This is a genomic window from Streptomyces sp. NPDC051173, from assembly GCF_040689515.1.
Classification (GTDB): domain Bacteria; phylum Actinomycetota; class Actinomycetes; order Streptomycetales; family Streptomycetaceae; genus Streptomyces.
Genome location: NZ_JBFBBD010000021.1, coordinates 55,183 through 78,969, shown reverse-complemented (window position 1 = coordinate 78,969; position 23,787 = coordinate 55,183). Strand labels below are relative to the sequence as shown.

The following is a 23,787-nucleotide window of genomic DNA, read 5'->3' as shown; positions in this document are numbered from 1 at the left end:
CGTGTCCGAGGACGAGAAGAATCCGGCCCGCGAGGTCATCACCGACTACGCGCAGGCGCACTTCCGCTACTTCCGTACCGCCGACGGGACCGTGTACGCGCAGAAGAACGGCCACCCCGTGGCCCGCCCGATCCGCTCCCAGGGAACTACTGGCAGCCACCGCCAGGAACTCATGGTCGGCCTGTTCAACGACGGGCTCGGCGTGTTCAACGGCACGGCGCTGAAAGAGGCATTGGACTTGATCGAGGCACTGGCAATGGTCCAGGAAGTGCAGCAGGTGCACATCCGTGTCGCGCCGGGACTCGGCGGCGCGACGTGGTTGGACCTGGGCCGCAACGACGGGAAGTCCGTCCGCATCCACCCCACCGGCTGGGACATCGTCACCCCCGACCCGGTCGAGGTGTGCTGGCGGCGCACCCAGCTCACCGGCGAACTGCCCATGCCGGCCCAGGACACCGGAGAAAAGGGGCTCGATCTCCTGCTGAGACTGTGCAACTTCGCCAACGCGGAGACCGAGTGCCTGGCCATCGCCTGGCTGATCGGCTGCCTCGGACCGTCCGTGCCCGTCCCCGCCCCGTTCCTCACCGGCCCCCAGGGCGCGGGCAAGTCCACCGGCGGACGCATGCTCGTGAGGATCATCGAGGGCATGAGCAGCGACCTGCGGCGGGCGCCGAAGGACGAGGAGAACCTGATCGCGGCCGTGGCCGCCGGATGGGTCACCGCCCTGGACAACCTCTCCCACCTCACCCCGGACCTCTCCGACGCCATGTGCTGCATCGTCACCGGCGCCGAGAACATCAAGCGCGCCCTGTACACCGACGGGGACGTCGTCCGCGCCCGCTACCGCCGCCCCCTGCTCATGACCGGCATCGACGTCGGCGTCATCCGCCCCGACCTGGCTGAACGGCTGCTGCCGCTGCGCCTGGAGCGGCCCCGCGTGCGGCGGACCGAAGCCGAGCTGTGGACGGAGTACGAAGAGATCCTTCCCGCGGTTCTCGGCTCGCTCCTCGACCTCACCGTCAAGGTCCGCGCCGCCGCCGCCGACATCCCCACCGACCTGCGCATGGCCGACTTCGCTCACCTGTGCGCACAGCTCGACGCAGCGACCGGCCTCGGAGCACTCAGCGCCTACCGGGCGAGGCTCGACGACCTCAACGACGACGTCATCGAGGGCGACCTCCTCGCCCAGACCGTGCTCCAGCACGCCGCCGGACTCGATGCGGGCGCTGAGGAACGGATGACCTCTGCCGAGTGGCTCCACTGCCTCACCCGCCTCTACACCGGCGAGGACTTCCGACCCCTGCCCAAGGGATGGCCCACCACGGGAAAGGTCCTCTCCGACCGCCTCAAGCGTCTTCAGCCGACGCTGGCCGCCCGTGGCGTGCTCATCGACTGGGGACGCACCAACACGGCCCGCTACATCGAGATGACCCGCCCCGGCGCTCCGCCCCCGCACCAGCAAGAACACATGCTCTGACCCGTGCCACCGCGCCCGGCCGCACAAGCAAGAAGAGCACCACACCCGACCGGTGCTCTTCTTGTAATTCGGCGGCGTCGCCGCCCGGTGATCGCGCCGCGAAGCGGCTCCTTCTTCACGCCTTGAGTCGCACCGCACCACAACAGACACCCCTTCTTTGTCCGAAGAAAAGGACTCTGCGTCACCCGCGTCACCACCGGGCCGGAAACGGCCTGCGACCTCCTGTTACCTCGGTGACGCAGAGCGGCAGGAGCTGCGTCACCCCGCGTCACCCGCGTCACCCGTGACGAACAGCCTGCGTCACCGGTGACGCACCCCCCCAACCCCCTGCGTCACCCAAAAACGCGGGTCAGAGGCCTGAATGACGCAGATGACGCGGTGACGCAGAAATCCGCACCTCGGACAGCACAGACCACGACGCCTAAAGGTCTCCCATCCCGAAGCACCGCCCTCGCCAAGGAGAGCCGTATGGACACGGCCTACACCGAAGACCCCACCGTCCTCCTGCTGACCGTAGAAGAAGCCGCCCGTCGGCTCCGGATCGGCCGGACCAACTGCTACGCCCTGATTCGCACCGGGCAGCTCGAATCCGTCGTACCCGTAGGGCGTCTGAGGCGAGTCCCCGCCGACGCGCTACCGGAGTTCGTCGCGCGTCTTCGCACCGCCAATCGCCCCACGCCGCTTGCTGCCTAGGAGGTTCGTCATGGAAGAGAAGAAGCGCACCCGTCAGCCCAACGGCCGGTCATCGATCTACCAGGGCAAAGAAGGGAAGTGGCACGGTCGCGTCACCGTCGGCATCCGCGATGACGGCAGACCCGACCGGCGTCACGTCGAGCGCAAGACTCGCGCGGAGGTGGCCAAGGCCGTAAAGCACTTGGAGCAGCAGCGCGACGCCAAGACCCTCCGCAAGCCCGGCCGTGCCTGGACGGTGACCATGTGGCTCACGCACTGGGTCGAGAACATCGCACCTCTTGGCGTTAACTCCAACACCATGGTCGGTTATGGCGTCGCCGTCAGAAAGCATCTGATCCCTGGTCTCGGTGCGCACAAGCTCGACCGTCTCAAACCTGAACACATTGAGCACTTCTACAGCCGCATGATGCAGGCAGGCAGCAAGCCGGCCACCGCTCACCAGGTCCACCGAACCTTCCGTACCGCGCTGAACGAGGCTGTGAGGCGCGGCCACCTGGGGCAGAACCCGGTGCAACTTGCCAAGGCCCCACGCGTCCGGGAAGAGGAGGTCGAACCGTACTCCGTCGAGGAGGTTCAACGTCTCCTGAGAGCGGCCAGCAAGCGGCGAAACTCGGCACGCTGGGCCGTCGCGCTTGCGCTGGGCCTGCGGCAGGGGGAGGTGCTGGGCCTGAAATGGGATGACCTGGACCTCGACCGCGGATTCCTGGTGGTTCGCCGAAGTCGGCACCGCCCCCAGTACGCGCACGGCTGCACAGAATTCTGCGGCCGTAAGGCCGGGTACTGCCCGGAGCGGAAGCGGACGAACCCGGAGACCGCCGACACCAAGTCGCGCGCCGGCCGTCGCGCGGTCGGTCTGCCCCAACAGCTCGTGGATCTACTGAAGGCTCACCGCACTCAGCAGGAAGCCGAGAGAGCGGCAGCAGGCAAGCGCTGGGCGGAAGGAGGCTGGGTGTTCCCTGGCGAGACCGGCACGATCGAATCCCACCGCAAGGACTGGACCGAATGGAAGGAACTACTGAGAGCGGCGAAGGTCCGTGACGCCCGCCTGCACGATGCTCGCCACACTGCCGCCACGGTCCTGCTGATCCTCGGGGTGTCCGAGCGCGCCGTCATGGGACTGATGGGCTGGTCGACCACGGCCATGGCCGCCCGGTACCAGCACATGGTCGACGCCGTGCGATCCGATGTGGCGAATCAGGTCGACGGACTGATCTGGAAGCCCGAGACGGACCAGCCGGACGACGATGACGGTGCTGCTGGCGTGCTCGTGCCGGTCAACTGAGACGGTAACTGAGCCGAACGGCAGGTGGGGCGGCCTCCTTATGGAGATCGCCCCACCCGAAAGCCCCTGGCAGGAGGCGTTGGAGGCCGTGACCGGAATCGAACCGGCGTAACTCGCTTTGCAGGCGAGTCCCTCAACCACTCGGGCACACGGCCAAGTTGTGTGCTGCACTCCGAGCGTAAGCAGGGCGGTCGAGCGGGAGCAATGGGTGCAATGCGACTGACACACCGTGTTCACGCCGGGCCCAGTGACAGGAATTCCTCCACCAGGGGGCGGAACAGCTCCGGCTCGTCCACCCAGGGGTAGTGGCCGACCTCGTGCAGGGGGCGCAGGGTCGCCTCGGGGAAGGAGGACGCGACGAGTTCGCCCGCGCGCATGCCTGTGATCGCGTCGCGGTCGCCGGTGATGACCAGGACCGGGCAGCGTACGTCGCGGAGGCGGTGGAGGAGGGTGAGGCGGGACGGTTCGTCGACGCCCTGCCAGAAGCCGGCGCGGGGGACCGGGTTCAGCTGGTCTCCTTCCGTGGCGGCGTGCGCGCGCTGGGGCGCTTCCCAGCGGCCGTAGCCCATGGGGGCCGCGCGCCGGAGCAGGTCGCGGACCTCGCCCAGGTCGCCGGTCGTGGGGAGCGTGTGGACGGCGACGTACGCGTCCGTCCACCAGTCCTCCGTGGCGCGGGCCTCGAAGATCTGCTCGGCGTCGTCGGGCAGCTCGCCCTGGAGCCGGGAGCCGGGGGTGACCAGGATCAGCCGGCTGAGCCGGTCGGCGTGGGCCGCCGCGTACGCCTGGGCCGTCGCGCACCCGGCGTCGTGGGCGAGGAGGGCGAACCGCTCCAGGCCGAGATGGCGGCGGAGCGCCTCCAGGTCCTCCGCGAGCGCGGGGAAGGCGTAGCCGCCCGGGTCGGGGGAGGGTGGTGAGGCGCCGGTGCCGCGGCTGTCGGGGATCACGAGGGTGTGGCGCGCGTCGAGCCCGCCGAGGTCACCGAGGTAGGCGGCGTCCCGCCCGGGCCCGCCGGCGAGGCAGACGACGGTCTCGCCGTCACCGCCGTCCCGGGCCTGAAGGACGCGGTACGCCTGCTCCGTCGAGTCGTACGAGGTGTAGTGCCGCACGTGTCCACCTTGCCCCAATAGTCCGCCGATCCAGAAGTGACTCCCCGCTCACTCCCCTGCTCCCCCAAATTCCGCTTATGATTCCGGTGTGTTCGACACCCGGCACATCAGAACGTTCCACGCGGTGGTCACGGCCGGGTCGTACTCCGCGGCCGCTCGCGCGCTCGGCTACACGCAGCCCGCGATCACCCAGCAGATCAAGGCGCTGGAGCGCGCGGTGGGCACCCCGCTTTTCGTGCGCGCGGGCCGGAGGATGCGGCTGACCGAGGCCGGCGAGGCGCTCACCCGGCACGCCGAGACGATCCTCGACAGCCTGACGGCCGCGCAGCAGCAGATGAGTTCGCTGACCCGGCTGCGTGCCGGGCGGGTGCGGGTCTGCGCGTTCCCCAGCGCGAGCGCCACCCTGATACCGGAGGCGCTGGCCAGGCTCGCCGCCGACCATCCGGGGGTGCGGGTCGAGCTGCTGGAGGGGGAGCCGCCGGAGTCGATCCGCCGCCTCGTGCGCGGCGAGTGCGACATCACCCTCGCCTTCACCTATCCCGGCCTGCACGAGCAGGTGCCGGAGGAGGTGGTCGAGCTGCCGCTGATGGAGGATCAGCTGACGGTGCTGATGCCCACCGGGCACCCGCTCGCCCGCCGCCGCGCCGTCAAGCTCGCGGACCTGGCCGAGGAGCGCTGGATCGCCGGCTGCCTGCGCTGCCGCACCAACTTCCTGCACGAGTGCGCCGAGCTGGGCTTCGCCCCCGACATCGCCTTCACCACCGACGACAACCTCGTGGTGCAGTCGCTGGTCGCCGAGGGGCTGGGCGTCGCCATGATGCCGGGCCTGGTGCTGTCCTTCCTCCGCCACGACAAGATCACCGGGCGGGCGCTGGACCCGGCCTCGCGCCGTCAGGTCTCGGCGTATGTGCTCCGCGAGCACTTGCGGGTTCCCGCGACGGCGCTCGTGCTGGACGAGCTCAAGGCTGTCGCGGCGCGTCGGGTCGGCTGCTGATCCTTGTGCCGCCCCCGGCTGCCGCGCCTGCGGCGGGCTTTTTCCCCTACCCGCCCCTTCCCGGCTGCATCGATTTGCGGCTCCGCCGCGTGAGGGGCCAGCCCCCAGACCCCCAGCAACACGCTTCGCGCGTTGTCCTCAATCGCCGGACGGGCTGATGCATAAGCCCGCATTGGCCTCCCGTCAACAAACTGTCGTTGGACCGATGGATCACGCCGCCCGACGCTGCACGTATGACCACACCCACCGCAGCCCCGACGACCGCGCGCATCGACCAGCTCGTCGACGACGTACGCGAGGCCGTAGGCCGCGGCCTGCCGCCCGACACGACGGCATATCTCGTCGGCGAGCGGCTCGCGGCCCACCTCGGCTCCCCCGACCTGCTCACCCCGGAGCAGCGCGAGGGCGACCCCGACCACTACCGCCAACACCTCCTGCACGCCGAGCGCGACGGCAGCTTCTCGATCGTCGCGCTCGTCTGGCTGCCCGGCCAGGAGACGTGCGTGCACGACCATGTGTCCTGGTGCGTCACGGGAGTTCACGAGGGGACGGAGAGCGAACGCCGCTACCGCCTCGTGCCCGACGGCACCACGGCCCGCCTCGTCGCGACCGAGGACGTGGTCAACGCCCAGGGCGACGTCTGCGGCTTCGCGCCGCCCGGCGACATCCACCGCGTGCGCAACGCCTGTTCGTCCACCGCCATCTCGATCCACGTCTACGGCGCCGACGTCTCCCGGCTCGGCAGCAGCGTCCGCCGCGTCTACGACCTCCCGGCCGACGAACTCTGATGGCCCTGGAAACTCCCCGTACGAAGGCGGGTACGCGACCGGGTGGTCCGCCCGCCACCCCGGCGAAGAGCGGGATCCCGGGCAGGGGCAAGCTGCCCGGGCTGGCCATGGCGGCCGCCGGTGTCGCCGTGGCCTGGGCCGCCCACCGGCTCGTACCCGCGGTTCCCATGCTCACCGCGGCCGTCGTGCTCGGCATCGCGGCCGCGCACACCCCCGGCGTGCGGGCCCGGGTGCGCGGCGTGGCCCGGCCCGGGCTGACGCTGGCCGGCAAGCGGCTGATGCGCGTCGGCGTCGTGCTGCTCGGCCTCAAGCTGAGCGTCGGCGACGTGCTCGGGCTCGGCTGGGCCACCGTCGCGATGGTGGTCGCGGTCGTGGCGGCCACGTTCTTCGGGACGCTGTGGCTCGGGCGGCGGCTGGGGCTGCGCGGTGACCAGCCGCTGCTGATCGCCACCGGCTATTCCATCTGCGGCGCCTCGGCGATCGGCGCCGTCAGCGAGGTGTCGGGCAGCGACGAGGAGGACGTGGCGACCTCCGTCGCGCTGGTGACCCTGTGCGGCACGCTCGCCATCGCCGTGCTCCCGCTGCTCCACCACCCGCTCGGCCTGGACGACGCGCAGTTCGGGCGCTGGGTCGGCGCGGGGGTGCACGACGTCGGGCAGGTCGTGGCCACCGCGCAGACCGCGGGGCCCGAGGCGCTCACCGACGCCGTCCTCGTCAAGCTGATGCGGGTCGCGCTGCTCGCGCCGCTGGTGGCCGCGGTCGCGGTGTCCGTACGCAAGCGCAGGCAGGCGGCGCCCTCGGGCAAGCGGCCCGCGCTGGTGCCCCTCTTCGTCCTCGGCTTCCTGGCGATGGTCGGCGTGCGCACCACCGGCCTGGTGCCGGGCGGGGCGCTCGACCTCGCGCAGCACGTGCAGGAACTGCTGCTCGCCGCCGCCCTGTTCGGCCTCGGCAGCGCGGTGCACCTGCCCACGCTGGTGCGCACCGGCGGCCGGGTCGCGGCGCTGGGCCTGTGCTCGTGGGTGGTGATCGCGGGCGCGTCGTACGGGGGAGTGCTGCTCACCACGTAGCCGGAGCGTGCGCGGAAGAGGAGGCGGGCCCGGCCGTGTGCCGGGCCCCGTCGCGTTCACGGGAGGTGCCGCCGCCCTGATGATCGGGCCTCTGAACCAGGACCGAAGGACGAGGGGATCTGGTTCCCGCGACAGGTGTCAATTCCTGTTTCGGTTCTTACTCTGAGGAAATGACCGCTGCCGAACCCGCCGATGCCCTGACCGCGGCCGAATCCATACCCGCCGAATCCATACCCGCCGAATCCATGACCGGCCAAGCCGCCGACTCCGCGCCGGACGACGCGGCGCAAGGCGTCCTCGGGCGCTCCTACCGGGCGCTGACGTTCGGCATCATCTCCGTCGTCTCCCTCATCGCCTTCGAGGCGAGCGCGGTCAACACCGCGATGCCCGTCGCGGCGCGGGCCCTCGACGGCGTCGGGCTCTACGCCTTCTCCTTCTCCGCGTTCTTCACCGCGAGCCTGTTCGCGATGACGCTGTCGGGGGAGTGGTGCGACCGCACGGGCCCGCCGGCACCCCTCTTCACGGGGATCGCGGCCTTCGGCACCGGGCTCGTCGTCGCGGGCTCGGCGCAGCGGATGTGGATGTTCGTGGCGGGCCGCGGCATCCAGGGCATCGGCGGCGGCCTGGTCCTCGTCGCGCTGTACGTCGTGGTGGGCCGCGCCTACCCCGAGCGGCTGCGGCCCTCGATCGTCGCCGCGTTCTCCGCCGCCTGGGTCGTGCCCGTGATCGTCGGCCCGCTGGTGGCGGGCACGGTGACCGAACACATCGGCTGGCGCTGGGTGTTCCTCTCCATCCCCGTGCTGATCCTGCTGCCGCTCGCCGTGATGCTGCCCGCCCTGCGGGCGCTCCCCGTCGGCGAGCGCACCGCGGCCATGGACCGCCGCCGCATCCTGCTGGCCCTCGCCGTCGCGGCGGGCGCGGGCCTCCTCCAGTACGCCGGGCAGGACCTGCGCTGGGTGGCCCTCGTCCCCGCCGCCGCCGGGCTCGGCCTGCTCGCCCCCGCCGTCCTGCGGCTGCTGCCGCGAGGCACCCTCCGCGCGGCCCGCGGGCTGCCGTCCGTCATCCTGCTGCGCGGCATCGCCGCGGGCGCCTTCCTCGGCACGGAGAGCTTCATCCCGCTGATGCTGGTGACCGAGCGCGGCATGTCCGCCACGACGGCCGGGCTCTCCCTCACCGGCGGCGGCCTGACCTGGGCCCTCGGCTCGTACACCCAGAGCCGCCCGCGCCTCGCGCCGCACCGCGAGCGCCTGATGACGCTCGGCATGCTGCTCGTCGCCGCCGCCGTCGCCCTGGTCTCGACCGCGCTGGTCGACGGCGTGCCCGCGTGGATCGTCGCCGTCTCGTGGATCGTCGGCGGCTACGGCATGGGCTTGACGATCTCCGGCGGCAGCGTGCTGCTCCTCAAGCTCTCCCGGCCCGGCGAGGAGGGGGCCGACGCGGCCTCCCTCCAGATCTCCGACGCGCTCGGCAACATCACCCTCGTCGGCGTCGGCGGCGTCCTCTTCGCGGCTCTGGGCGGTGGCGCCGGCGGTGACACGGCCGCGCCGCACGCCGCCTTCGTCGTGGTCTTCCTCACCATGGCGGCGGCCGGCCTCGTCGGCGCGTACGTGACGACACGGCTGCGGCCTCGGAATCACGAGGGCTCCGTCCCCCTCCCTCCGCCCTCCCCCGGCGAGCCGGATTGTGAGCTCGGTCCCACCGCCGGGTGAGGGCGGGTCGTCCCTCCCGGGTTCCGCCGCGGACGCGGGTAGGCTGACGCGGTTGCCGATCGCCGAGCCAGCCGACGGAGACCGTGACTACCACCACAGCCGCCAATCACCACCTCTCGCCCGCCTTCCCCGGCCGGGCCCCTTGGGGTACCGCGAACAAGCTGCGCGCCTGGCAGGAGGGCGCGATGGGGAAGTACGTACAGGAACAGCCCCGCGACTTCCTCGCCGTCGCGACCCCGGGCGCCGGGAAGACGACCTTCGCGCTCACCCTCGCCTCCTGGCTGCTGCACCACCACGTGGTGCAGCAGGTGACCGTCGTCGCTCCCACCGAGCACCTGAAGAAGCAGTGGGCGGAGGCCGCCGCCCGCATAGGCATCAAGCTCGACCCCGAGTACAGCGCGGGCCCCCTCGGCCGCGAGTACCACGGCGTCGCCGTGACCTACGCCGGTGTGGGCGTGCGGCCCATGCTCCACCGCAACCGCTGCGAGCAGCGCAAGACCCTCGTCATCCTCGACGAGATCCACCACGCCGGTGACTCCAAGTCCTGGGGCGAGGCGTGCATGGAGGCGTTCGAGCCCGCGACCCGGCGGCTCGCGCTGACCGGCACGCCCTTCCGCTCGGACACCAACCCCATCCCCTTCGTCACCTACGAAGAGGGCAACGACGGCATCCGCCGCTCCGCCGCCGACTACACCTACGGCTACGGCAACGCCCTCGCCGACGGCGTCGTCCGGCCGGTCATCTTCCTCTCCTACAGCGGCAACATGCGCTGGCGGACCAAGGCGGGCGACGAGCTGGAGGCGCGCCTCGGCGAGCCCATGACCAAGGACGCCGTCTCCCAGGCGTGGCGCACGGCCCTGGACCCGCGCGGCGACTGGATGCCGAACGTGCTGCGCGCCGCCGACCGCCGCCTCAGCGAGGTCCGCAAGGCCATACCGGACGCCGGTGCCCTCGTCATCGCCTCCGACCAGGAGTCGGCCCGCGCCTACGCCAAGCTCATCCGCGAGATCACCGGCGAGGGCGCCACGCTCGTGCTCTCCGACGACGGCGGCGCCTCCCAGCGCATCGACGACTTCGCGCACTCCGACTCCCGCTGGATGGTCGCCGTCCGCATGGTGTCCGAGGGCGTGGACGTGCCGCGCCTCGCGGTCGGCGTCTACGCGACGACGATCTCCACCCCGCTGTTCTTCGCCCAGGCCGTCGGGCGCTTCGTGCGCTCCCGGCGGCGCGGCGAGACCGCGTCCGTCTTCGTGCCGACCATCCCCACGCTGCTGACCTTCGCCAACGAGATGGAGGTCGAGCGCGACCACGTCCTCGACAAGCCGAAGAAGGACGGCGAGGAGGACCCGTACGCGGAGTCCGAGAAGGAGATGGCCGAGGCCGAACGGCAGCAGGACGAGGACACCGGCGAGGACGACCAGCTGTCCTTCGAGGCGCTGGAGTCCGACGCGGTCTTCGACCGGGTGCTCTACGACGGCGCCGAGTTCGGCATGCAGGCGCACGCGGGCAGCGAGGAGGAGCAGGACTACCTCGGTATCCCCGGCCTGCTCGAACCCGACCAGGTGCAGATGCTGCTCCAGAAGCGGCAGGCACGGCAGATCGCGCACAGCCGCAAGAAGCCGGACGCCGAGGTGGACCTCCTCGAACTCCCCGCCGAGCGGCGCCCGGTGGTCACCCACAAGGAGCTCCTCGAACTCCGCAAGCAGCTCAACTCCCTCGTCGGCGCCTACGTCCACCAGAGCGGCAAGCCGCACGGTGTGATCCACACCGAACTCCGCCGCGTCTGCGGCGGCCCCCCGAGCGCGGAGGCGACGGCGGGCCAGCTCAACGAGCGCATCCGCAAGGTGCGGGAGTGGGCGACGCGGATGCAGTAGCCGGGCAGTAGGCCGGGCAGCAGGCCGGAATGTGTGCCGCAGGTCGTCGATGACCTGCGGCACAGCTATTTGGGCCCACATCCGTCCGCATTCTGGAATCCATCCCCCGGTATTCGTAAAGACGACGCCTGCTGCCCGGATGTTGGGCAGACTCTTCCGCTGAGCGGACCGGCGGCGCTACCGTGCCGGTCACGCACACGCCCCGTGGCAGCGCCGCCGCGGAGCGCAGCCGGTGCCATGAGACAAGCGGCCGGCGGCCTCTCCTCGCGCGCTGCCGGACGGGACCGGTGGCGCATCCCACCGCGACGGCGGGCCGCCACTCATCGGAGGAGGGGCGTCGTGACCGCGGAAACCTCGCAGACGCTCGACAGAGGACTGCGCGTCCTGAAACTGCTCGCCGACACCGATCACGGTCTGACCGTCACCGAGCTCTCCACCAAGCTCGGCGTCAACCGCACGGTTGTCTATCGACTGCTCGCCACACTGGAACAGCACGCACTCGTGCGCCGCGACATCGGCGGCCGCGCACGGGTCGGCCTGGGGGTGCTGCGGCTCGGCCGCCAGGTCCATCCGCTGGTACGGGAAGCGGCCCTGCCCGCCCTGCGGTCGCTGGCCGAGGACATCGGTGCCACGGCCCACCTGACCCTGGTCGACGGCACCGAGGCGCTGGCCGTGGCCGTCGTCGAGCCGACGTGGACGGATTACCACGTGGCCTACCGCGCGGGCTTCCGCCACCCCCTGGACCGCGGGGCGGCGGGCCGCGCCATACTCGCCGCGCGCCGCGGGGAGGCGGACAACCCCGGCTACGCCCTGACGCACGGTGAACTGGAGGCGGGGGCGAGCGGGGCCGCCGCCCCGCTGCTCGGCGTCCTCGGCATCGAGGGGAGCGTCGGCGTGGTGATGCTCGCCGACTCGGTCCCGGACCGCGTGGGCCCACGGGTCATGGAGGCGGCGAAGGAGGTGGCGGACGCGCTTCGCTAGCGCGGGCGGCGGATCTGCCCGGGGGCGCCCTCGGAGGCGCCCCCGTCGACGACCGGGGCCCGGGGCGGGGCCCCGGGTCGGTGAGCGGCACCCGGACGGCAGGTAGATTCGGTCGCATGCTTGCTCCGACCAGCACCCGCGCGCGCCTGGCGATCTGCGCCGCCCCCTTCGTCGCCCTGCTCGCCGTCGCCGCGTTCGTCCCGCTGCCCTTCTCCATCGCGCAGCCGGGTTCGACCGTGAACGTCCTCGGGTCGGACGAGGGCAAGCCGGTGATCACCCTCAGCGGTGCCGACAGCCGGCGGACCACCGGGCAGCTGCGGATGACCACGATCCAGGCCACCGGACCGCGCGTCGAGGTGGGCCTGGGCGATGTGATCAGTGGCTGGTTCCGTACGGACCGCGCGGTCATGCCGCACGATGCCGTCTACCCCGTCGGTGACTCCGACAAGGAGGTCGAGGCGCACAACACCGCCGAGATGAAGAAGTCGCAGGACTCCGCCTCCGAGGCGGCCCTGCGCTATCTCCACAAGTCCCCCGACCAGGTGAAGGTCGGACTCAGCCTCGCCGACGTCGGCGGACCCAGCGCCGGCCTGCTCTTCACGCTGGGGATCATCGACAAGCTGGACGGCGACGGCCGCGGCGGCGACCTCACCGGCGGCCGGACGATCGCCGGCACCGGCACGATCGAGCCGGACGGCACGGTGGGGGCGGTCGGTGGCGTCCCCCTGAAGACGCAGGCCGCCAAGCGGGACGGGGCGACGGTCTTTCTCGTGCCGCAGGGTGAGTGCTCGGATGCCGGGGCCAACCTGCCCAAGGGGCTGAAGCTGGTGCCGGTCACGAAGCTTGCCGATGCGGTGACGTCTCTCAAGGATCTGGCGTCGGGGCGGGAGGATCAGGTTCCCACCTGCTGAGTGGCGCCTGCGGCGGGCTTTTTCCCCTACCCGCCCCTTCCCGGAACTGGGGCTTCGCCCCAGACCCCGCAACACGCTTCGCGCGTTGTCCTCAAGCGCCGGACGGGCTGGATTTCACGGACCGTAGCCAGCGAAACCCGCAGGCCGCTCCCGCCGCAGGCGGCGATGGACCGTCAGCCCTTCCGGATGAAGCCCTGCTCCACCAGCCAGTCCTTCGCCACGTCGTGCGGGTCCTCGCCCTGTACGTCCACCCGCGCGTTCAGTTCCCGCGCCACGTCGTTCGTCAGCTTCGCCGTGATCGGGTCGAGCACCTCTCTGATCGCCGGATACTTCCGCATCGCCGAACTGTTGATCTCCGGCGCCGCGTTGTAGTTGGGGAAGAAGCCCTTGTCGTCCTGTGTGACGACGAGGTTCATGGCCTTGATCCGGCCGTCCGTCGTGAAGACCTCGCCGAACGTGCAGGAGTGGCTGCCGGAGACCTGGGTGTAGATGATCCCGCCGTCCATCTTCTGGATCCGGGAGGCGGGGATGCTCATGCCGTACGTCTTCGCCATGCCCGGCAGCCCGTCGTTGCGCGCCGCGAACTCGCTCTCCACGCACAGCGACACCGCCGCCGGGTCGCTCTTCGACAGCCGGGCCACGTCGGAGAGGGTGCGCGTGCCGTACCGCTTCTCGTTCGCCTGGTTCAGCGCCAGCGCGTACGTGTTGTTCAGGGCGGCCGGGGCGAGCCAGGTGATGCCGTTCCTCGCGTCCGCGTCCACGACGGCCTGCCATTGCGCGTGCGGGTCGGCGATCGGGGTGTCGTGGCCGAGATAGGTGATCCAGGCGGTGCCGGTGTATTCGTACATCCCGTCCGCACCACCGGACTTGACCGCCTCGCGGGCGCCGATCGAGCCCTGGATGTTGGTGCGGTCGAGCACCTTCGCGCCCGCCGCCTTGAAGGCCAGCCCCATGATCTGGCCGAGGACGATGTTCTCGCTGAAGTTCTTCGACGCCACGGTCAGGTCGGCGCCCTTGAGCGGCAGGCCCTGGCCGATCGAGCCGGGCCGGACGTCGTCGACCATCGGGGAGCCGCTGGTCAGCCCGCAGCCGCCGAGCGTGAGGGGCAGCAGGAGCGCGCAGCCGAGGGCCGCCGCCGCGAGGCCCGTACGCCGTCCCGTCGCGGTCACTCAGCCACCCCCTTCCAGGCCGCGCGGCCGCAGCAGGATCTCGGCCAGTGACGCCAGCCAGTCCACGAGCAGCGCCAGCGCCACGGTCAGCACGGACCCCAGGACCAGCACCGGCATCCGCTGGTTGGTGATCCCGGACGCGATCAGGTCGCCGAGCCCGCCGCCCCCGCCGAAGTAGGCGAGCGTCGCCGTGCCCACGTTGAGCACGAGCGCGGTGCGCACGCCCGCGAGGATCAGCGGTACGGCCAGCGGGAGTTCGACCCTGCCCAGCACCCCGAGGGCGGACATCCCGATCCCGCGCGCGGCCTCCACCAGGGTCGGGTCGATGGCCCGCAGGCCCGCCATGGTGTTGGAGAGGACGGGCAGTACGGCGTAGATGACGATGCCGACGAGCGCGGCGCGCATCCCGATGCCCATCCAGATCACCAGCAGCGCCAGCAGGCCGATCGCGGGCGTGGCCTGGCCGATGTTGGCGACGGCCATCACGAAGGGCGCGGCGCGGCGCACCCGGCGGCGGGTCAGCAGGATGCCGAGCGGGATGGCGATGATCAGGACGAAGAACGTCGAGACGACGGTGAGGACGACGTGCTGGCGCAGCCGCAGCCAGACGTTGCCGCCCGCGATCGAGTTCTGGGCGATGGAGTCGAGGGTCGCGCCCCGGAACCAGAGCCAGGTGGCGAACAGGACGGCGAAGATGATCACCGGAAGGACGGTCAGCTTCGGCCAGGTGAGACGGCGCGCGGGGGAGGGGGGCTCCTCCGGGCCCGTGCCGTGGTGGAGCCCGGGGTCGTCGAGCCCGCCGAGATCGTGCTCCCCCCGGTCACGGAAGGCGACCCCGCCGGCCTCATGCTCCCCGTCGGGCCGCCGGCCCCTGCCCCACGTCATGGGCACCGCCTGTGCTCGGGCGAAAGCCACGGTCCGCACAACCGAGCCCGTGGGGGCACCTCCAGCGGTAGCTGGGGGAGATTGAGGACGCTCCCGCAGGCGGCAGACAACGCCGCACCGTCGCCCCTCACGCCGGCTCCCCGGGCTCGCCCGGCGCCCCGCCCTCCTGCTCCTGGCGGGTCTGCTGCGCGCGCTGTTCCTCCAGCCGGTGCTGGTGGTCCACGGCGTCCAGGCGGTCCTCCTCCAGGAGTTCGTGCACCGAGTTCATGAGGGTCTCCATGTCCACCACCCCCTCGTACTCCCCGCGCCGCCCGGTCACCGCCACCCGCCCGGCGTTGTCGATGAGGACGGCCTCCAGCGCGTCGCGCAGCGTCGCGTCGCGGGTGACCGTGTCGTGCACCAGGGTCCCGGCCCGTGCCAGCGAGCCCTTGGCGCGCATCAGGTCGCCGCGGCGCAGCCACTTGTAGGGGCGCCGGTGCCGGTCGAGGAGCAGCACCTCGTTGGTCGTGCCGGTGCGCAGCCTGTCGAAGATGGACTGCAGCGGGTCGTCGATCGTCGCGGTGGGGAAGGCGACCACGCCCACGTCCCGCACCCGCGTGAGGTTGAGCCGTTTGAGCGCCGCACCCGCGCCGACGAAGCCGGAGACGAAGTCGTCGGCGGGGTTGGTGAGGATGGCCTCGGGGGTGTCGAACTGGGCGATGTGGGAGCGCTCGCGGAGCACCGCGATCCGGTCGCCGAGCTTGATGGCCTCGTCGAAGTCGTGGGTGACGAAGACGATCGTCTTGTGCAGTTCGTGCTGGAGCCGGATCAGCTCGTCCTGGAGGTGGTCGCGGGTGATCGGGTCGACGGCGCCGAAGGGTTCGTCCATCAGGAGGACGGGCGGGTCGGCGGCCAGCGCGCGGGCGACCCCGACGCGCTGCTGCTGCCCGCCGGAGAGCTGGCGCGGATAGCGGCCGCGGAACTCGCCGGGGTCCAGCCCGACCAGGTCGAGCATCTCCTCCACCCGGGCGCTGATCCGCGCCTTCGGCCAGCCGGTCATCCGCGGGACGAGCGCGATGTTCTGGGCGACGGTCATGTGGGGGAACAGGCCGGACGACTGGATGGCGTAGCCGATCTTGCGGCGCAGCTTGACCGGGTCCATGTCGGTGACGTCCTCGTCGTCGATCCGGATCCGGCCGGACGTCGGCTCGATCAGCCGGTTGATCATCTTCATGGTGGTGGTCTTGCCACAGCCGGAGGGGCCCACGAAGACCACCAGTTCACCGGCCTTGATCTCCATGTTGACGCAGTCGACGGCGGGTGCCGAGGTGCCGGGGTAGCGCTTGGTGAGGTTCTCCAGCTGGATGGTGGCGCCCGAGGGCGCGCCGGCCGCGGCGGGGGCCGGTGGTCCGGGCTCAGGCACGGATCCCCCTCGGGATGGTCAGGCGGCCGATCAGCACGTACGCGGCGTCGAAGAGCAGGGCGAGGACGACGATGCCGAGCGTCCCGGCCAGCACCTGGTTGAGCGCGTTGGCGCTGCCCAGGGAGGAGATGCCGCGGAAGATCTCGTTGCCGAGGCCGGGCCCGGAGGCGTACGCGGCGATGGCGGCGATCCCCATCAGCATCTGGGTGGAGACCCGGATGCCGGTGAGGATCGGCGGCCAGGCGAGCGGCAGCTCGACGCGGAACAGCCGGGCGAGCCGTGACATGCCGATGCCCTTCGCCGCGTCGACCAGCGAGGGATCCACCCCGCGCAGCCCCACGACGGCGTTGCGGACGATCGGCAGCAGGCCGTAGAGCACCAGGGCGGTGACCGTGGGCGCCACACCGAGACCGGTGACCGGGATCAGCAGGCCGATCAGGGCCAGGGAGGGGATGGTCAGCAGGGTCGCGGTCGCGGTGACCGCGAGGGTGCCGGCCCATTCGCTGCGGTAGGTGAGCACGCCGATCGTCACCCCGATCACCGTGGCCACCACCATGCACTGGAAGACGGCGCTCGCGTGCTGATACGTGTCGGCCAGCAACTGCGCGTGCCGGTTGCCGACGTATTTCCAGAAGCTCACCCGCTCACTCCTCGCCATCGCCGTGCGCCGTCGCCGGGAGAGTCGTCGCCGAAAAGCCGCGTCAGGGCCGGTACGGGTCCTCCGACGCCTGTTTCACCAGGGGGATGATCCGCAGGGGAACCGCGTTCTCCATCACGATCGCCGTGGAAGCCCGGACAATGCCATCAAAACCCACAACCCGGTCGATCACACGCTGGAGGTCGGCGTTCGAGCGTGCGACCAGGCGGCAGAGCATGTCGCCGTGGCCGGTCGTGGTGTGGAGTTCCAGCACCTCGGGAACCGTCGCCAGGTGGGTCCGCACGTCCGCGCCCTGCCCCTGCTTGATCTCCAGAGTCGCGAAGGCGGTGACGGGATACCCGAGCGCCGCCGGGTCCACGTCGGGCCCGAACCCCCGGATCACCCCCTGTGCCTGCAAGCGGTCGAGCCTCGCTTGCACCGTACCGCGGGCGACTCCCAGGCGGCGAGAGGCTTCCAGCACCCCGATGCGCGGTTCCTCGGCGAGCAGCTCGATGAGCCTGCCGTCCAAACGATCGATCGCCATGGTCGCCTCCCTGTGGTCATCGTGTACAGATCGCCCGGCGTTACCGCCCTTACGCTATGCAGTCTGCCCAGTGAATACGCGAACTATTGCGCACCTTGTGGATCGGCGGGAACCTGCGGCCATGACACAGACCACGGATCACACCCTTCACACCGCTCGGCAGGCCGACCCCTTCCCGGTCAAGGGCATGGACGCGGTGGTCTTCGCCGTCGGCAACGCCAAGCAGGCCGCGCACTACTACTCCACCGCCTTCGGCATGAAGCGCGTCGCCTACTCCGGACCGGAGAACGGCAGCCGCGAGACCGCGAGTTACGTGCTGGAGTCCGGCAGCGCCCGCTTCGTCCTCACCTCCGTCATCAAGGCCACCACCGACCGCGGCCGCTTCCTCGCCGAGCACGTCGCCGAGCACGGCGACGGCGTCGTGGACCTGGCCATCGAGGTGCCCGACGCGCGCGCCGCGTACGCCTACGCCGTCGAACACGGCGCCACGGGCGTCAAGGAGCCGTACGAGCTGACGGACGAGCACGGCACGGTCGTCCTCGCCACGATCGCCACCTACGGCAAGACCGTCCACACCCTGGTCGACCGCTCCGGCTACACCGGCCCCTACCTCCCCGGCTTCGAGACCGCCGAGCCGGTCGTGGAGCCCGGCGCACGCCGCTTCCAGGCCATCGACCACTGCGTCGGCAACGTCGAACTCGGCAAGATGGACGAGTGGGTGGCGTTCTACAACAACGTCATGGGCTTCACCAACATGAAGGAGTTCGTGGGCGACGACATCGCCACCGAATACTCCGCGCTCATGTCGAAGGTCGTCGCGGACGGCACCCGCAAGGTGAAGTTCCCGCTCAACGAGCCCGCGATCGCCAAGAAGAAGTCGCAGATCGACGAGTACCTGGAGTTCTACGGCGGCCCCGGCGTACAGCACATCGCGCTCGCCACGAACGACATCGTCGCGACCGTACGGGCCATGCGGGCGGGCGGAGTCCAGTTCCTGGACACGCCCGACTCCTACTACGACACCCTCGGCGACTGGGCGGGCGAGACCCGCGTCCCCGTCGAGACCCTGCGCGAGCTGAAGATCCTCGTCGACCGCGACGAGGACGGCTACCTGCTCCAGATCTTCACCAAGCCGGTGCAGGACCGCCCGACGGTCTTCTTCGAGATGATCGAGCGCCACGGCTCGATGGGCTTCGGCAAGGGCAACTTCAAGGCCCTCTTCGAGGCGATCGAGAGGGAGCAGGAGAAGAGGGGCAACCTCTGACCGGTTCGGGGTACCAGGTGTTCGTTGCCCCGTAGCGGGCCGCGCCTCCCGGGGCTCCGCCCCGGACCCCGGTCCTCAAACTCCCCCAGACTCCGTCCGGGGGGACCCCCAACGGGCTGGATCCTGCGGACCCTAACCGCGAATCCAGCCCGTCCGGCGTTTGAGGACAGCGCGCGCAGCGTGTTGCGGGGCCCGGGGCCTCCCCGGTTTCGGGAAGGGGCGGGGCTGGGGAACAAACCCGCTATGGACGAACTGATCGGCGCACTGCGCACATCGCTCCCCGCGGAAGAGGTCATCACCGACCCCGACATCACCCGCACCTACGCCAACGACATGGCGAGCTTCTGCGAAGCCGGCCGCCCGGCCGTCGTCGTACTGCCCCGCACCGTGGAACACGTCCAGCACGTCATGCGCACCGCGACAGCGCACCGCGTCCCCGTCGTCCCGCAAGGAGCCCGCACCGGGCTCTCCGGCGCGGCCAACGCCAGTGACGGCTGCATCGTGCTGTCGCTCGTGAAGATGGACAGCATCCTGGAGATCGACCAGGTCGAGCGGATCGCCGTCGTCGAACCCGGCGTCGTCAACGCCGTGCTCTCCCGCGCCGTCGCCGAACACGGCCTCTACTACCCGCCGGATCCCTCCAGTTGGGAACAGTGCACCATCGGCGGCAACATCGGCACCGCCTCCGGCGGCCTCTGCTGCGTCAAGTACGGGGTGACCGCCGAGTACGTCCTCGGCCTCGACGTCGTCCTCGCCGACGGGCGCCTGCTGACCACCGGACGCCGCACGGCCAAGGGTGTCGCGGGCTACGACCTCACCCGTCTCTTCGTCGGCTCGGAGGGCAGCCTCGGCGTGGTCGTCCGGGCGGTCCTCGCGCTCAAGCCCGCGCCGCCCCAGCAGCTCGTGCTCGCCGCCGAGTTCCCCTCCACCGCGGCCGCCTGCGACGCCGTCCGCGAGATCATGGCGCGCGGGCACGCGCCCTCCCTCCTGGAGCTGATGGACCGCACCTCGCTCCGCGCCGTCAACGCGCTGGCTCACATGGGGCTGCCCGAGAGCACGGAGGCCCTGCTCCTCGCCGCCTTCGACACCCCCGACCCCGCGCCCGACCTGGCCGCCGTCGCCGGGCTGTGCACCGCCGCCGGGGCGACGGAGGTCGTGCCCGCCGACACCCCGGCCGAGTCCGAACTGCTGCTCCAGGCACGGCGGCTCACCCTGCCCGCCCTGGAGGCGCTGAAGGCCGCCACGATGATCGACGACGTGTGCGTACCCCGCTCGCGGCTCGCCGCGATGCTCGATGGCACGGCGGCCATCGCCGAGAAATACGGCCTCACCATCGCCGTCTGCGCCCACGCCGGCGACGGCAACACCCACCCCGTCGTCTGCTTCGACCCCGCCGACGAGGACGAGACGCGGCGCGCGCGGGAGTCCTTCGACGAGATCATGGCGCTCGGCCTCTCGCTCGGCGGCACGATCACCGGGGAGCACGGGGTGGGCGTCCTCAAGCGGGAGTGGCTGGCGCGGGAGCTCGGCCCGGTGGCGATGGAGGTGCAGCGCGGCATCAAGGCGGTCCTCGACCCGCTGGGGCTGCTGAATCCGGGCAAGGTCCTCTGACGTTCGCCCCGGAGGGCGCCCACTTCATTCCTAGGGCAGACGTCCGTTTCCGGGGGCTTCGCCCCCGGAGCCTCCGCCCTCACGCTCCCAGGATCTCCCGCAGGGCCTCGTCCAGCGGGACGTCCTCGGAGCCCGGGGCCACCGCGCGGAGCGTCCGCTCCAGCCAGCCCGTGACCGGCCGCGCGGGCGCCTCCAGCAGCGCGTCGCCGTCCGGTGACGACAGCGCCATGCACACGACGCTCCGCCCCTCGGCCACGGTCGGCCACACCCGTACGTCCCCGTGCCCCGCCGGGCGGAAGAGACCCTCCATCAGCAGCTCGCGCGCGAAGGTCCAGCTCACCGGGGAGGACGAGGTGACGTGGAAGGTGATGTTGACGGCGTACGGATCGGCCGTGCGGTAACTCAGCCGACAGGGCACCGGAACGGTGCGGTCCGGCGACAGCACCAGGTCGATGTTCAGCTCTCGTTCCACCACGGTGTGCATGAAGTGCGCCCTCTCTGCTCTGCGTTCCCTCGGTGCGTGGCCCTTCGCGAACGGGCCCGCACCGGATAGAGCGCGTCGACCCCCACACCATTACGCGACTTCGCCTCGTCGATTCCAGGACTCTTCGCGCCCACCGGTCGCACGTGTGAGTGGTCCCGCCCGCGGGACGGCCGCAGAGGAGAGAGCCGTCTGGTAGACCTGTCTGGAGCGTCCCGGGTTGCCTTTTGTGCATAGAGGTCACGAGGTACCGGAGCAGCGCACAGGACGTGACGCGCGTGCGGCAGACTGAGGGTTCGCCAGCCGCCCGCCCACGACACGACACCCAGTACGGCCGAGCAGATACGGGACATCGGACACCATGAGCGCTCCTACCTCAGGATCCGCCGACAGCAGCCCTGTGGAAGGCTTCTACCCGGACCCGTCCATTCCTGGCTACATCCGGTACTGGAGCGGCGTCGCCTGGGTGCCCGGCACGAGCCGGCCCGCGCCCGCCGAGGGCGAGCCGCTGCCGGCGCCGCCCGCCGGCTTCGCCACCGCGGCCGCCCCCGCGCTCGCCGCGCCGGTGCCGCCCACCCCGCGGCGCACGGAGGCCCCGCCCGCGGGCGGGCCGCTGCCGGAGGAGACCGGGCCGATGTTCCTCGACGAGGAGCCCGCCCTGCGGGAGGCCCGTGCGGAAGCGGCGGATCCGCGCACCGGCGACGGCGGCCGTGGCGGCCGCGCCCCCTGGGACGCCGCCGGCGGCCCGGTGATCCCCGGCGCCCGGGACCCCCGCCTCCCCGCGGGCCGGGAGACCCGTGAGCCGGAGCCGCCCGCGCGGAGCGAGGCCCCGCCCGCCACGGGAGCGGGCGCCCGGCCCGGCGGGACGATCCAGCTGCGCGCGTCCGCGAGCCCGCAGCCCGTCTCCTCACCCGCGCCGCGGCCCTGGCCCGGCCCGGGCGCCCAGGAGGCGCCGCCGCGCGCCCAGGAGGCCCTCAAGGACACGCGCCCCGCGCAGGAGACGCCCGTGCTGCCCGCCGTCCCCGAGCGGCAGGCGCTGCCCGCCCCGGCGGCCGAACGCCCCGCCGCCGGAGGCTGGGCGCAGCAGGTGCACCAGCTGGCGCAGCAGCGGCCCGCCGCCCGCCCGCGGTCCCAGGAGCGCGCGGAGCCGCGCGGCGGCGACGCTCCCGCGCCCTGGAAGCCGCCCAAGGACGACCCGTTCCTGCGGGCCGCGCAGGAGCAGCAGGGCAGGCCCGCCTCCCTCGGCCGCCGCCTCCTGGCGCGCCTCGTCGACTCGGCCGTGCTGGGCGCCGTCGTGGGTGCCGTGGCCGTGCCGCTGTGGAACAAGTCCGCCGACCACATCGACGCCAAGGTGCGGCAGGCCAAGCAGTCCGGCCAGACCGTGACGGTCTGGCTGCTCGACGGCACCACCGGCCCGTATCTGGGCATCGTGCTGGGCGTCCTGCTGCTGGCCGGGCTGGTCTACGAGGCGTTGCCGACCGCCAAGTGGGGCCGCACGGCGGGCAAGAAGCTGTGCGGGGTGCGCGTGCTCGGCATCGAGTCGCACGACACGCCCTCCTTCGGGCAGGCCCTGCGGCGCTGGCTGGTCTACGGCGTGCTCGGTGTCCTGGCGGTCGGTGTGCTCAATGTCCTGTGGTGCCTCTTCGACCGGCCCTGGCGGCAGTGCTGGCACGACAAGGCGGCCCGTACGTTCGTGGCGTCCGACAGCCGCTGAGCGCCTGCGCGCCGCGCACTCGAACGGCATACGGCCGGATGCGGTCGCCGGAAGGCTGGGTTCTACTCGGGGCATGAGCACCCCCCAAGAGCCGCCAGAGGACGACCCGTTCCTGAAGAAGCCCCAGGAGCCCGCCTCACCGCCCCCCGGCGGCCCGGGCCCCGGCCAGGGGGCCGCCCCGGGCGGTGGCCCGTACGGCGGCGGCCCGGGAGCCGGTGCTCCGGGCGGCGGCCCGTACGGCAGTGCCTCGGGCGGGGTGCCGCCGTCGGGCGGTCCGTACGGCAGCAGCTCGGGCGGGGTGCCGCCCTCCGGCGGCCCGTACCCCGGTGGCCCCTACGGCGGTGACCCGTACGGCGGCGCCGGTGCTCCCGGTGGCGGGCCCGGCAATCCGTACGGCGATCAGTACGGCGCCACCGACCCGCTCGCGGGCATGCCGCCGCTCGCCAAGCGCTGGCGGCGGCTCGTCGCCCGGATCATCGACGGCCTGCTCGTGTCCATCCCGGTCACCGCGATCTTCTCGGCGGCCACCTGGGGCTGGGACTGGGACCTGTCGAACAACAACGGCAAGTCCACCAGCCTCGGCATCATCATCGCCGTCGTCTACTTCGTCTACGAGGGGCTGATGCTGACCAAGCGCGGTCAGACGGTCGGCAAGATGGCCATGCAGATCCGGGTGGCGATGCTGGAGAACGGCGCGGTCCCCGAAGGCACACCGGGCTGGACGCGCGCCGCCGTCTACTCCCTGCCCGAAGTCGTGCCCTGCTGCGGCTTCGTCTTCTGGCTGGTCAATGTGCTGTGGTGCACCTGGGATATGCCGTATCACCAATGCATTCACGACAAAACGGCCAAGACCGTGGTGGTCTCAACCGCGCACTGAGGTCTCCGTCATCCGGGCCTCGGCCGACAGCGACGCGCGCTGTCCCGGCACCCGCTCCGCCCCGGCCGCGCGGGCCCGGCGGACCCTGGCGCGCAGGGACGCCCGGGGGATCGGCACGGTCACGGCGACCAGCAGTCCGAGGGTGAGGGCGACAAGGGCAATGACCGCGATCCCGGGCCCTGTTCGCGTCTGCGACAGCAGCAGCATGGCGAGGGTCGAGATGACGACGGTGGCCGAACCATAGGCTATCTGTGCGGGGGTCGGACGCGGCATGGCGGGATCCGTCCTCGGGGCAACGTGTGGGGTCCGGAGCCGACTGGT

At 71.6% G+C, this 23,787-nt stretch carries 22 protein-coding genes and 1 tRNA gene; 14 read left to right on the top strand and 9 right to left on the bottom strand.

Going from position 1 to position 23,787, the window contains the following annotated elements:
- Position 1: 1 nt before the first annotated feature.
- The 3 genes from AB0435_RS14480 to AB0435_RS14470 all read left to right on the top strand — a co-directional run bounded on the left by AB0435_RS14480 (position 2) and on the right by AB0435_RS14470 (position 3,452).
- Positions 2-1,477: an ATP-binding protein gene (locus AB0435_RS14480; protein ID WP_366427124.1), complete on the top strand. Its 1,476-nt coding sequence runs from the start codon at positions 2-4 to the stop codon at positions 1,475-1,477.
- A gap of 468 nt (positions 1,478-1,945) precedes the next feature.
- Positions 1,946-2,170, top strand: coding sequence for a helix-turn-helix domain-containing protein (locus AB0435_RS14475; RefSeq protein ID WP_366427123.1), 225 nt, complete (start codon positions 1,946-1,948; stop codon positions 2,168-2,170).
- A 10-nt stretch (positions 2,171-2,180) separates the two neighbouring features.
- Positions 2,181-3,452 (top strand): site-specific integrase, encoded by a 1,272-nt coding sequence (locus AB0435_RS14470; RefSeq protein WP_366427122.1) that lies wholly within the window; start codon positions 2,181-2,183, stop codon positions 3,450-3,452.
- An 80-nt stretch (positions 3,453-3,532) separates the two neighbouring features.
- Here AB0435_RS14470 and AB0435_RS14465 read toward each other — a convergent pair.
- Positions 3,533-3,607, bottom strand: a tRNA-Cys gene (locus AB0435_RS14465).
- A 78-nt stretch (positions 3,608-3,685) separates the two neighbouring features.
- Positions 3,686-4,558, bottom strand: a complete 873-nt coding sequence (locus tag AB0435_RS14460) for an alpha/beta hydrolase (RefSeq protein WP_366427121.1) — start codon at positions 4,556-4,558, stop codon at positions 3,686-3,688.
- A gap of 88 nt (positions 4,559-4,646) precedes the next feature.
- Here AB0435_RS14460 and AB0435_RS14455 point away from each other — a divergent pair, with 88 nt between their 5' ends.
- The 7 genes from AB0435_RS14455 to AB0435_RS14425 all read left to right on the top strand — a co-directional run bounded on the left by AB0435_RS14455 (position 4,647) and on the right by AB0435_RS14425 (position 12,882).
- The gene (locus AB0435_RS14455) at positions 4,647-5,552 is read left to right on the top strand and encodes a LysR family transcriptional regulator (RefSeq protein WP_366004231.1); all 906 of its coding nucleotides are present in this window, start codon (positions 4,647-4,649) and stop codon (positions 5,550-5,552) included.
- Positions 5,553-5,785: 233 nt separating this feature from the next.
- On the top strand, positions 5,786-6,340 hold the full coding sequence (locus tag AB0435_RS14450) for a cysteine dioxygenase family protein (protein WP_366427120.1): 555 nt from the start codon (positions 5,786-5,788) through the stop codon (positions 6,338-6,340).
- A gap of 107 nt (positions 6,341-6,447) precedes the next feature.
- Positions 6,448-7,407: a putative sulfate exporter family transporter gene (locus AB0435_RS14445; protein WP_366427159.1), complete on the top strand. Its 960-nt coding sequence runs from the start codon at positions 6,448-6,450 to the stop codon at positions 7,405-7,407.
- A gap of 245 nt (positions 7,408-7,652) precedes the next feature.
- Entirely contained in the window at positions 7,653-9,116 is a 1,464-nt protein-coding gene (locus AB0435_RS14440; RefSeq protein WP_366427158.1) for an MFS transporter, read from the top strand.
- A gap of 83 nt (positions 9,117-9,199) precedes the next feature.
- Positions 9,200-10,990 carry a DEAD/DEAH box helicase gene (locus tag AB0435_RS14435; RefSeq protein WP_366004229.1) on the top strand — a complete coding sequence of 597 codons (1,791 nt, stop codon included), beginning with the start codon at positions 9,200-9,202 and terminating at the stop codon, positions 10,988-10,990.
- A 339-nt stretch (positions 10,991-11,329) separates the two neighbouring features.
- Positions 11,330-11,971 carry a helix-turn-helix domain-containing protein gene (locus AB0435_RS14430; protein WP_361535753.1) on the top strand — a complete coding sequence of 214 codons (642 nt, stop codon included), beginning with the start codon at positions 11,330-11,332 and terminating at the stop codon, positions 11,969-11,971.
- A gap of 116 nt (positions 11,972-12,087) precedes the next feature.
- Positions 12,088-12,882, top strand: a complete 795-nt coding sequence (locus AB0435_RS14425) for a S16 family serine protease (RefSeq protein WP_366004228.1) — start codon at positions 12,088-12,090, stop codon at positions 12,880-12,882.
- Between the two features lie 173 nt (positions 12,883-13,055).
- Here the strand turns inward: AB0435_RS14425 and AB0435_RS14420 are convergent, their stop codons facing one another.
- The 5 genes from AB0435_RS14420 to AB0435_RS14400 all read right to left on the bottom strand — a co-directional run bounded on the left by AB0435_RS14420 (position 13,056) and on the right by AB0435_RS14400 (position 17,519).
- Positions 13,056-13,946 (bottom strand): glycine betaine ABC transporter substrate-binding protein, encoded by an 891-nt coding sequence (locus AB0435_RS14420; RefSeq protein ID WP_366004240.1) that lies wholly within the window; start codon positions 13,944-13,946, stop codon positions 13,056-13,058.
- 105 nt (positions 13,947-14,051) lie between these two features.
- On the bottom strand, positions 14,052-14,936 hold the full coding sequence (locus tag AB0435_RS14415) for an ABC transporter permease (protein ID WP_366427119.1): 885 nt from the start codon (positions 14,934-14,936) through the stop codon (positions 14,052-14,054).
- Between the two features lie 127 nt (positions 14,937-15,063).
- Positions 15,064-16,338 (bottom strand): betaine/proline/choline family ABC transporter ATP-binding protein, encoded by a 1,275-nt coding sequence (locus tag AB0435_RS14410; protein ID WP_366427118.1) that lies wholly within the window; start codon positions 16,336-16,338, stop codon positions 15,064-15,066.
- The gene (locus AB0435_RS14405; protein ID WP_366004225.1) at positions 16,331-16,978 is read right to left on the bottom strand and encodes an ABC transporter permease; all 648 of its coding nucleotides are present in this window, start codon (positions 16,976-16,978) and stop codon (positions 16,331-16,333) included. The genes AB0435_RS14410 and AB0435_RS14405 overlap by 8 nt, the downstream gene beginning before the upstream one ends.
- Positions 16,979-17,039: 61 nt before the next feature.
- Positions 17,040-17,519 (bottom strand): Lrp/AsnC family transcriptional regulator, encoded by a 480-nt coding sequence (locus AB0435_RS14400; protein ID WP_116212028.1) that lies wholly within the window; start codon positions 17,517-17,519, stop codon positions 17,040-17,042.
- A gap of 121 nt (positions 17,520-17,640) precedes the next feature.
- Here AB0435_RS14400 and hppD point away from each other — a divergent pair, with 121 nt between their 5' ends.
- On the top strand, positions 17,641-18,783 hold the full coding sequence (hppD, locus tag AB0435_RS14395; RefSeq protein ID WP_366427117.1) for a 4-hydroxyphenylpyruvate dioxygenase: 1,143 nt from the start codon (positions 17,641-17,643) through the stop codon (positions 18,781-18,783).
- A gap of 243 nt (positions 18,784-19,026) precedes the next feature.
- Positions 19,027-20,394, top strand: a complete 1,368-nt coding sequence (locus AB0435_RS14390) for an FAD-linked oxidase C-terminal domain-containing protein (RefSeq protein ID WP_366004223.1) — start codon at positions 19,027-19,029, stop codon at positions 20,392-20,394.
- 79 nt (positions 20,395-20,473) lie between these two features.
- On the opposite strand, the gene AB0435_RS14385 is transcribed toward AB0435_RS14390, so the two are convergent.
- Positions 20,474-20,878: an SsgA family sporulation/cell division regulator gene (locus AB0435_RS14385; protein WP_366427116.1), complete on the bottom strand. Its 405-nt coding sequence runs from the start codon at positions 20,876-20,878 to the stop codon at positions 20,474-20,476.
- Positions 20,879-21,236: 358 nt separating this feature from the next.
- Here AB0435_RS14385 and AB0435_RS14380 point away from each other — a divergent pair, with 358 nt between their 5' ends.
- Both AB0435_RS14380 and AB0435_RS14375 read left to right on the top strand, forming a co-directional pair.
- Positions 21,237-22,589 carry an RDD family protein gene (locus AB0435_RS14380; RefSeq protein WP_366004221.1) on the top strand — a complete coding sequence of 451 codons (1,353 nt, stop codon included), beginning with the start codon at positions 21,237-21,239 and terminating at the stop codon, positions 22,587-22,589.
- Between the two features lie 73 nt (positions 22,590-22,662).
- A complete protein-coding gene (locus AB0435_RS14375) occupies positions 22,663-23,466 on the top strand; it encodes an RDD family protein (RefSeq protein ID WP_366427115.1) in 804 nt (267 codons plus the stop codon).
- Here the strand turns inward: AB0435_RS14375 and AB0435_RS14370 are convergent.
- Positions 23,452-23,739, bottom strand: a complete 288-nt coding sequence (locus tag AB0435_RS14370; protein ID WP_366427114.1) for a hypothetical protein — start codon at positions 23,737-23,739, stop codon at positions 23,452-23,454. The two genes, AB0435_RS14375 and AB0435_RS14370, sit on opposite strands and share 15 nt — an antisense overlap.
- Between the last annotated feature and the right edge of the window lie 48 nt (positions 23,740-23,787).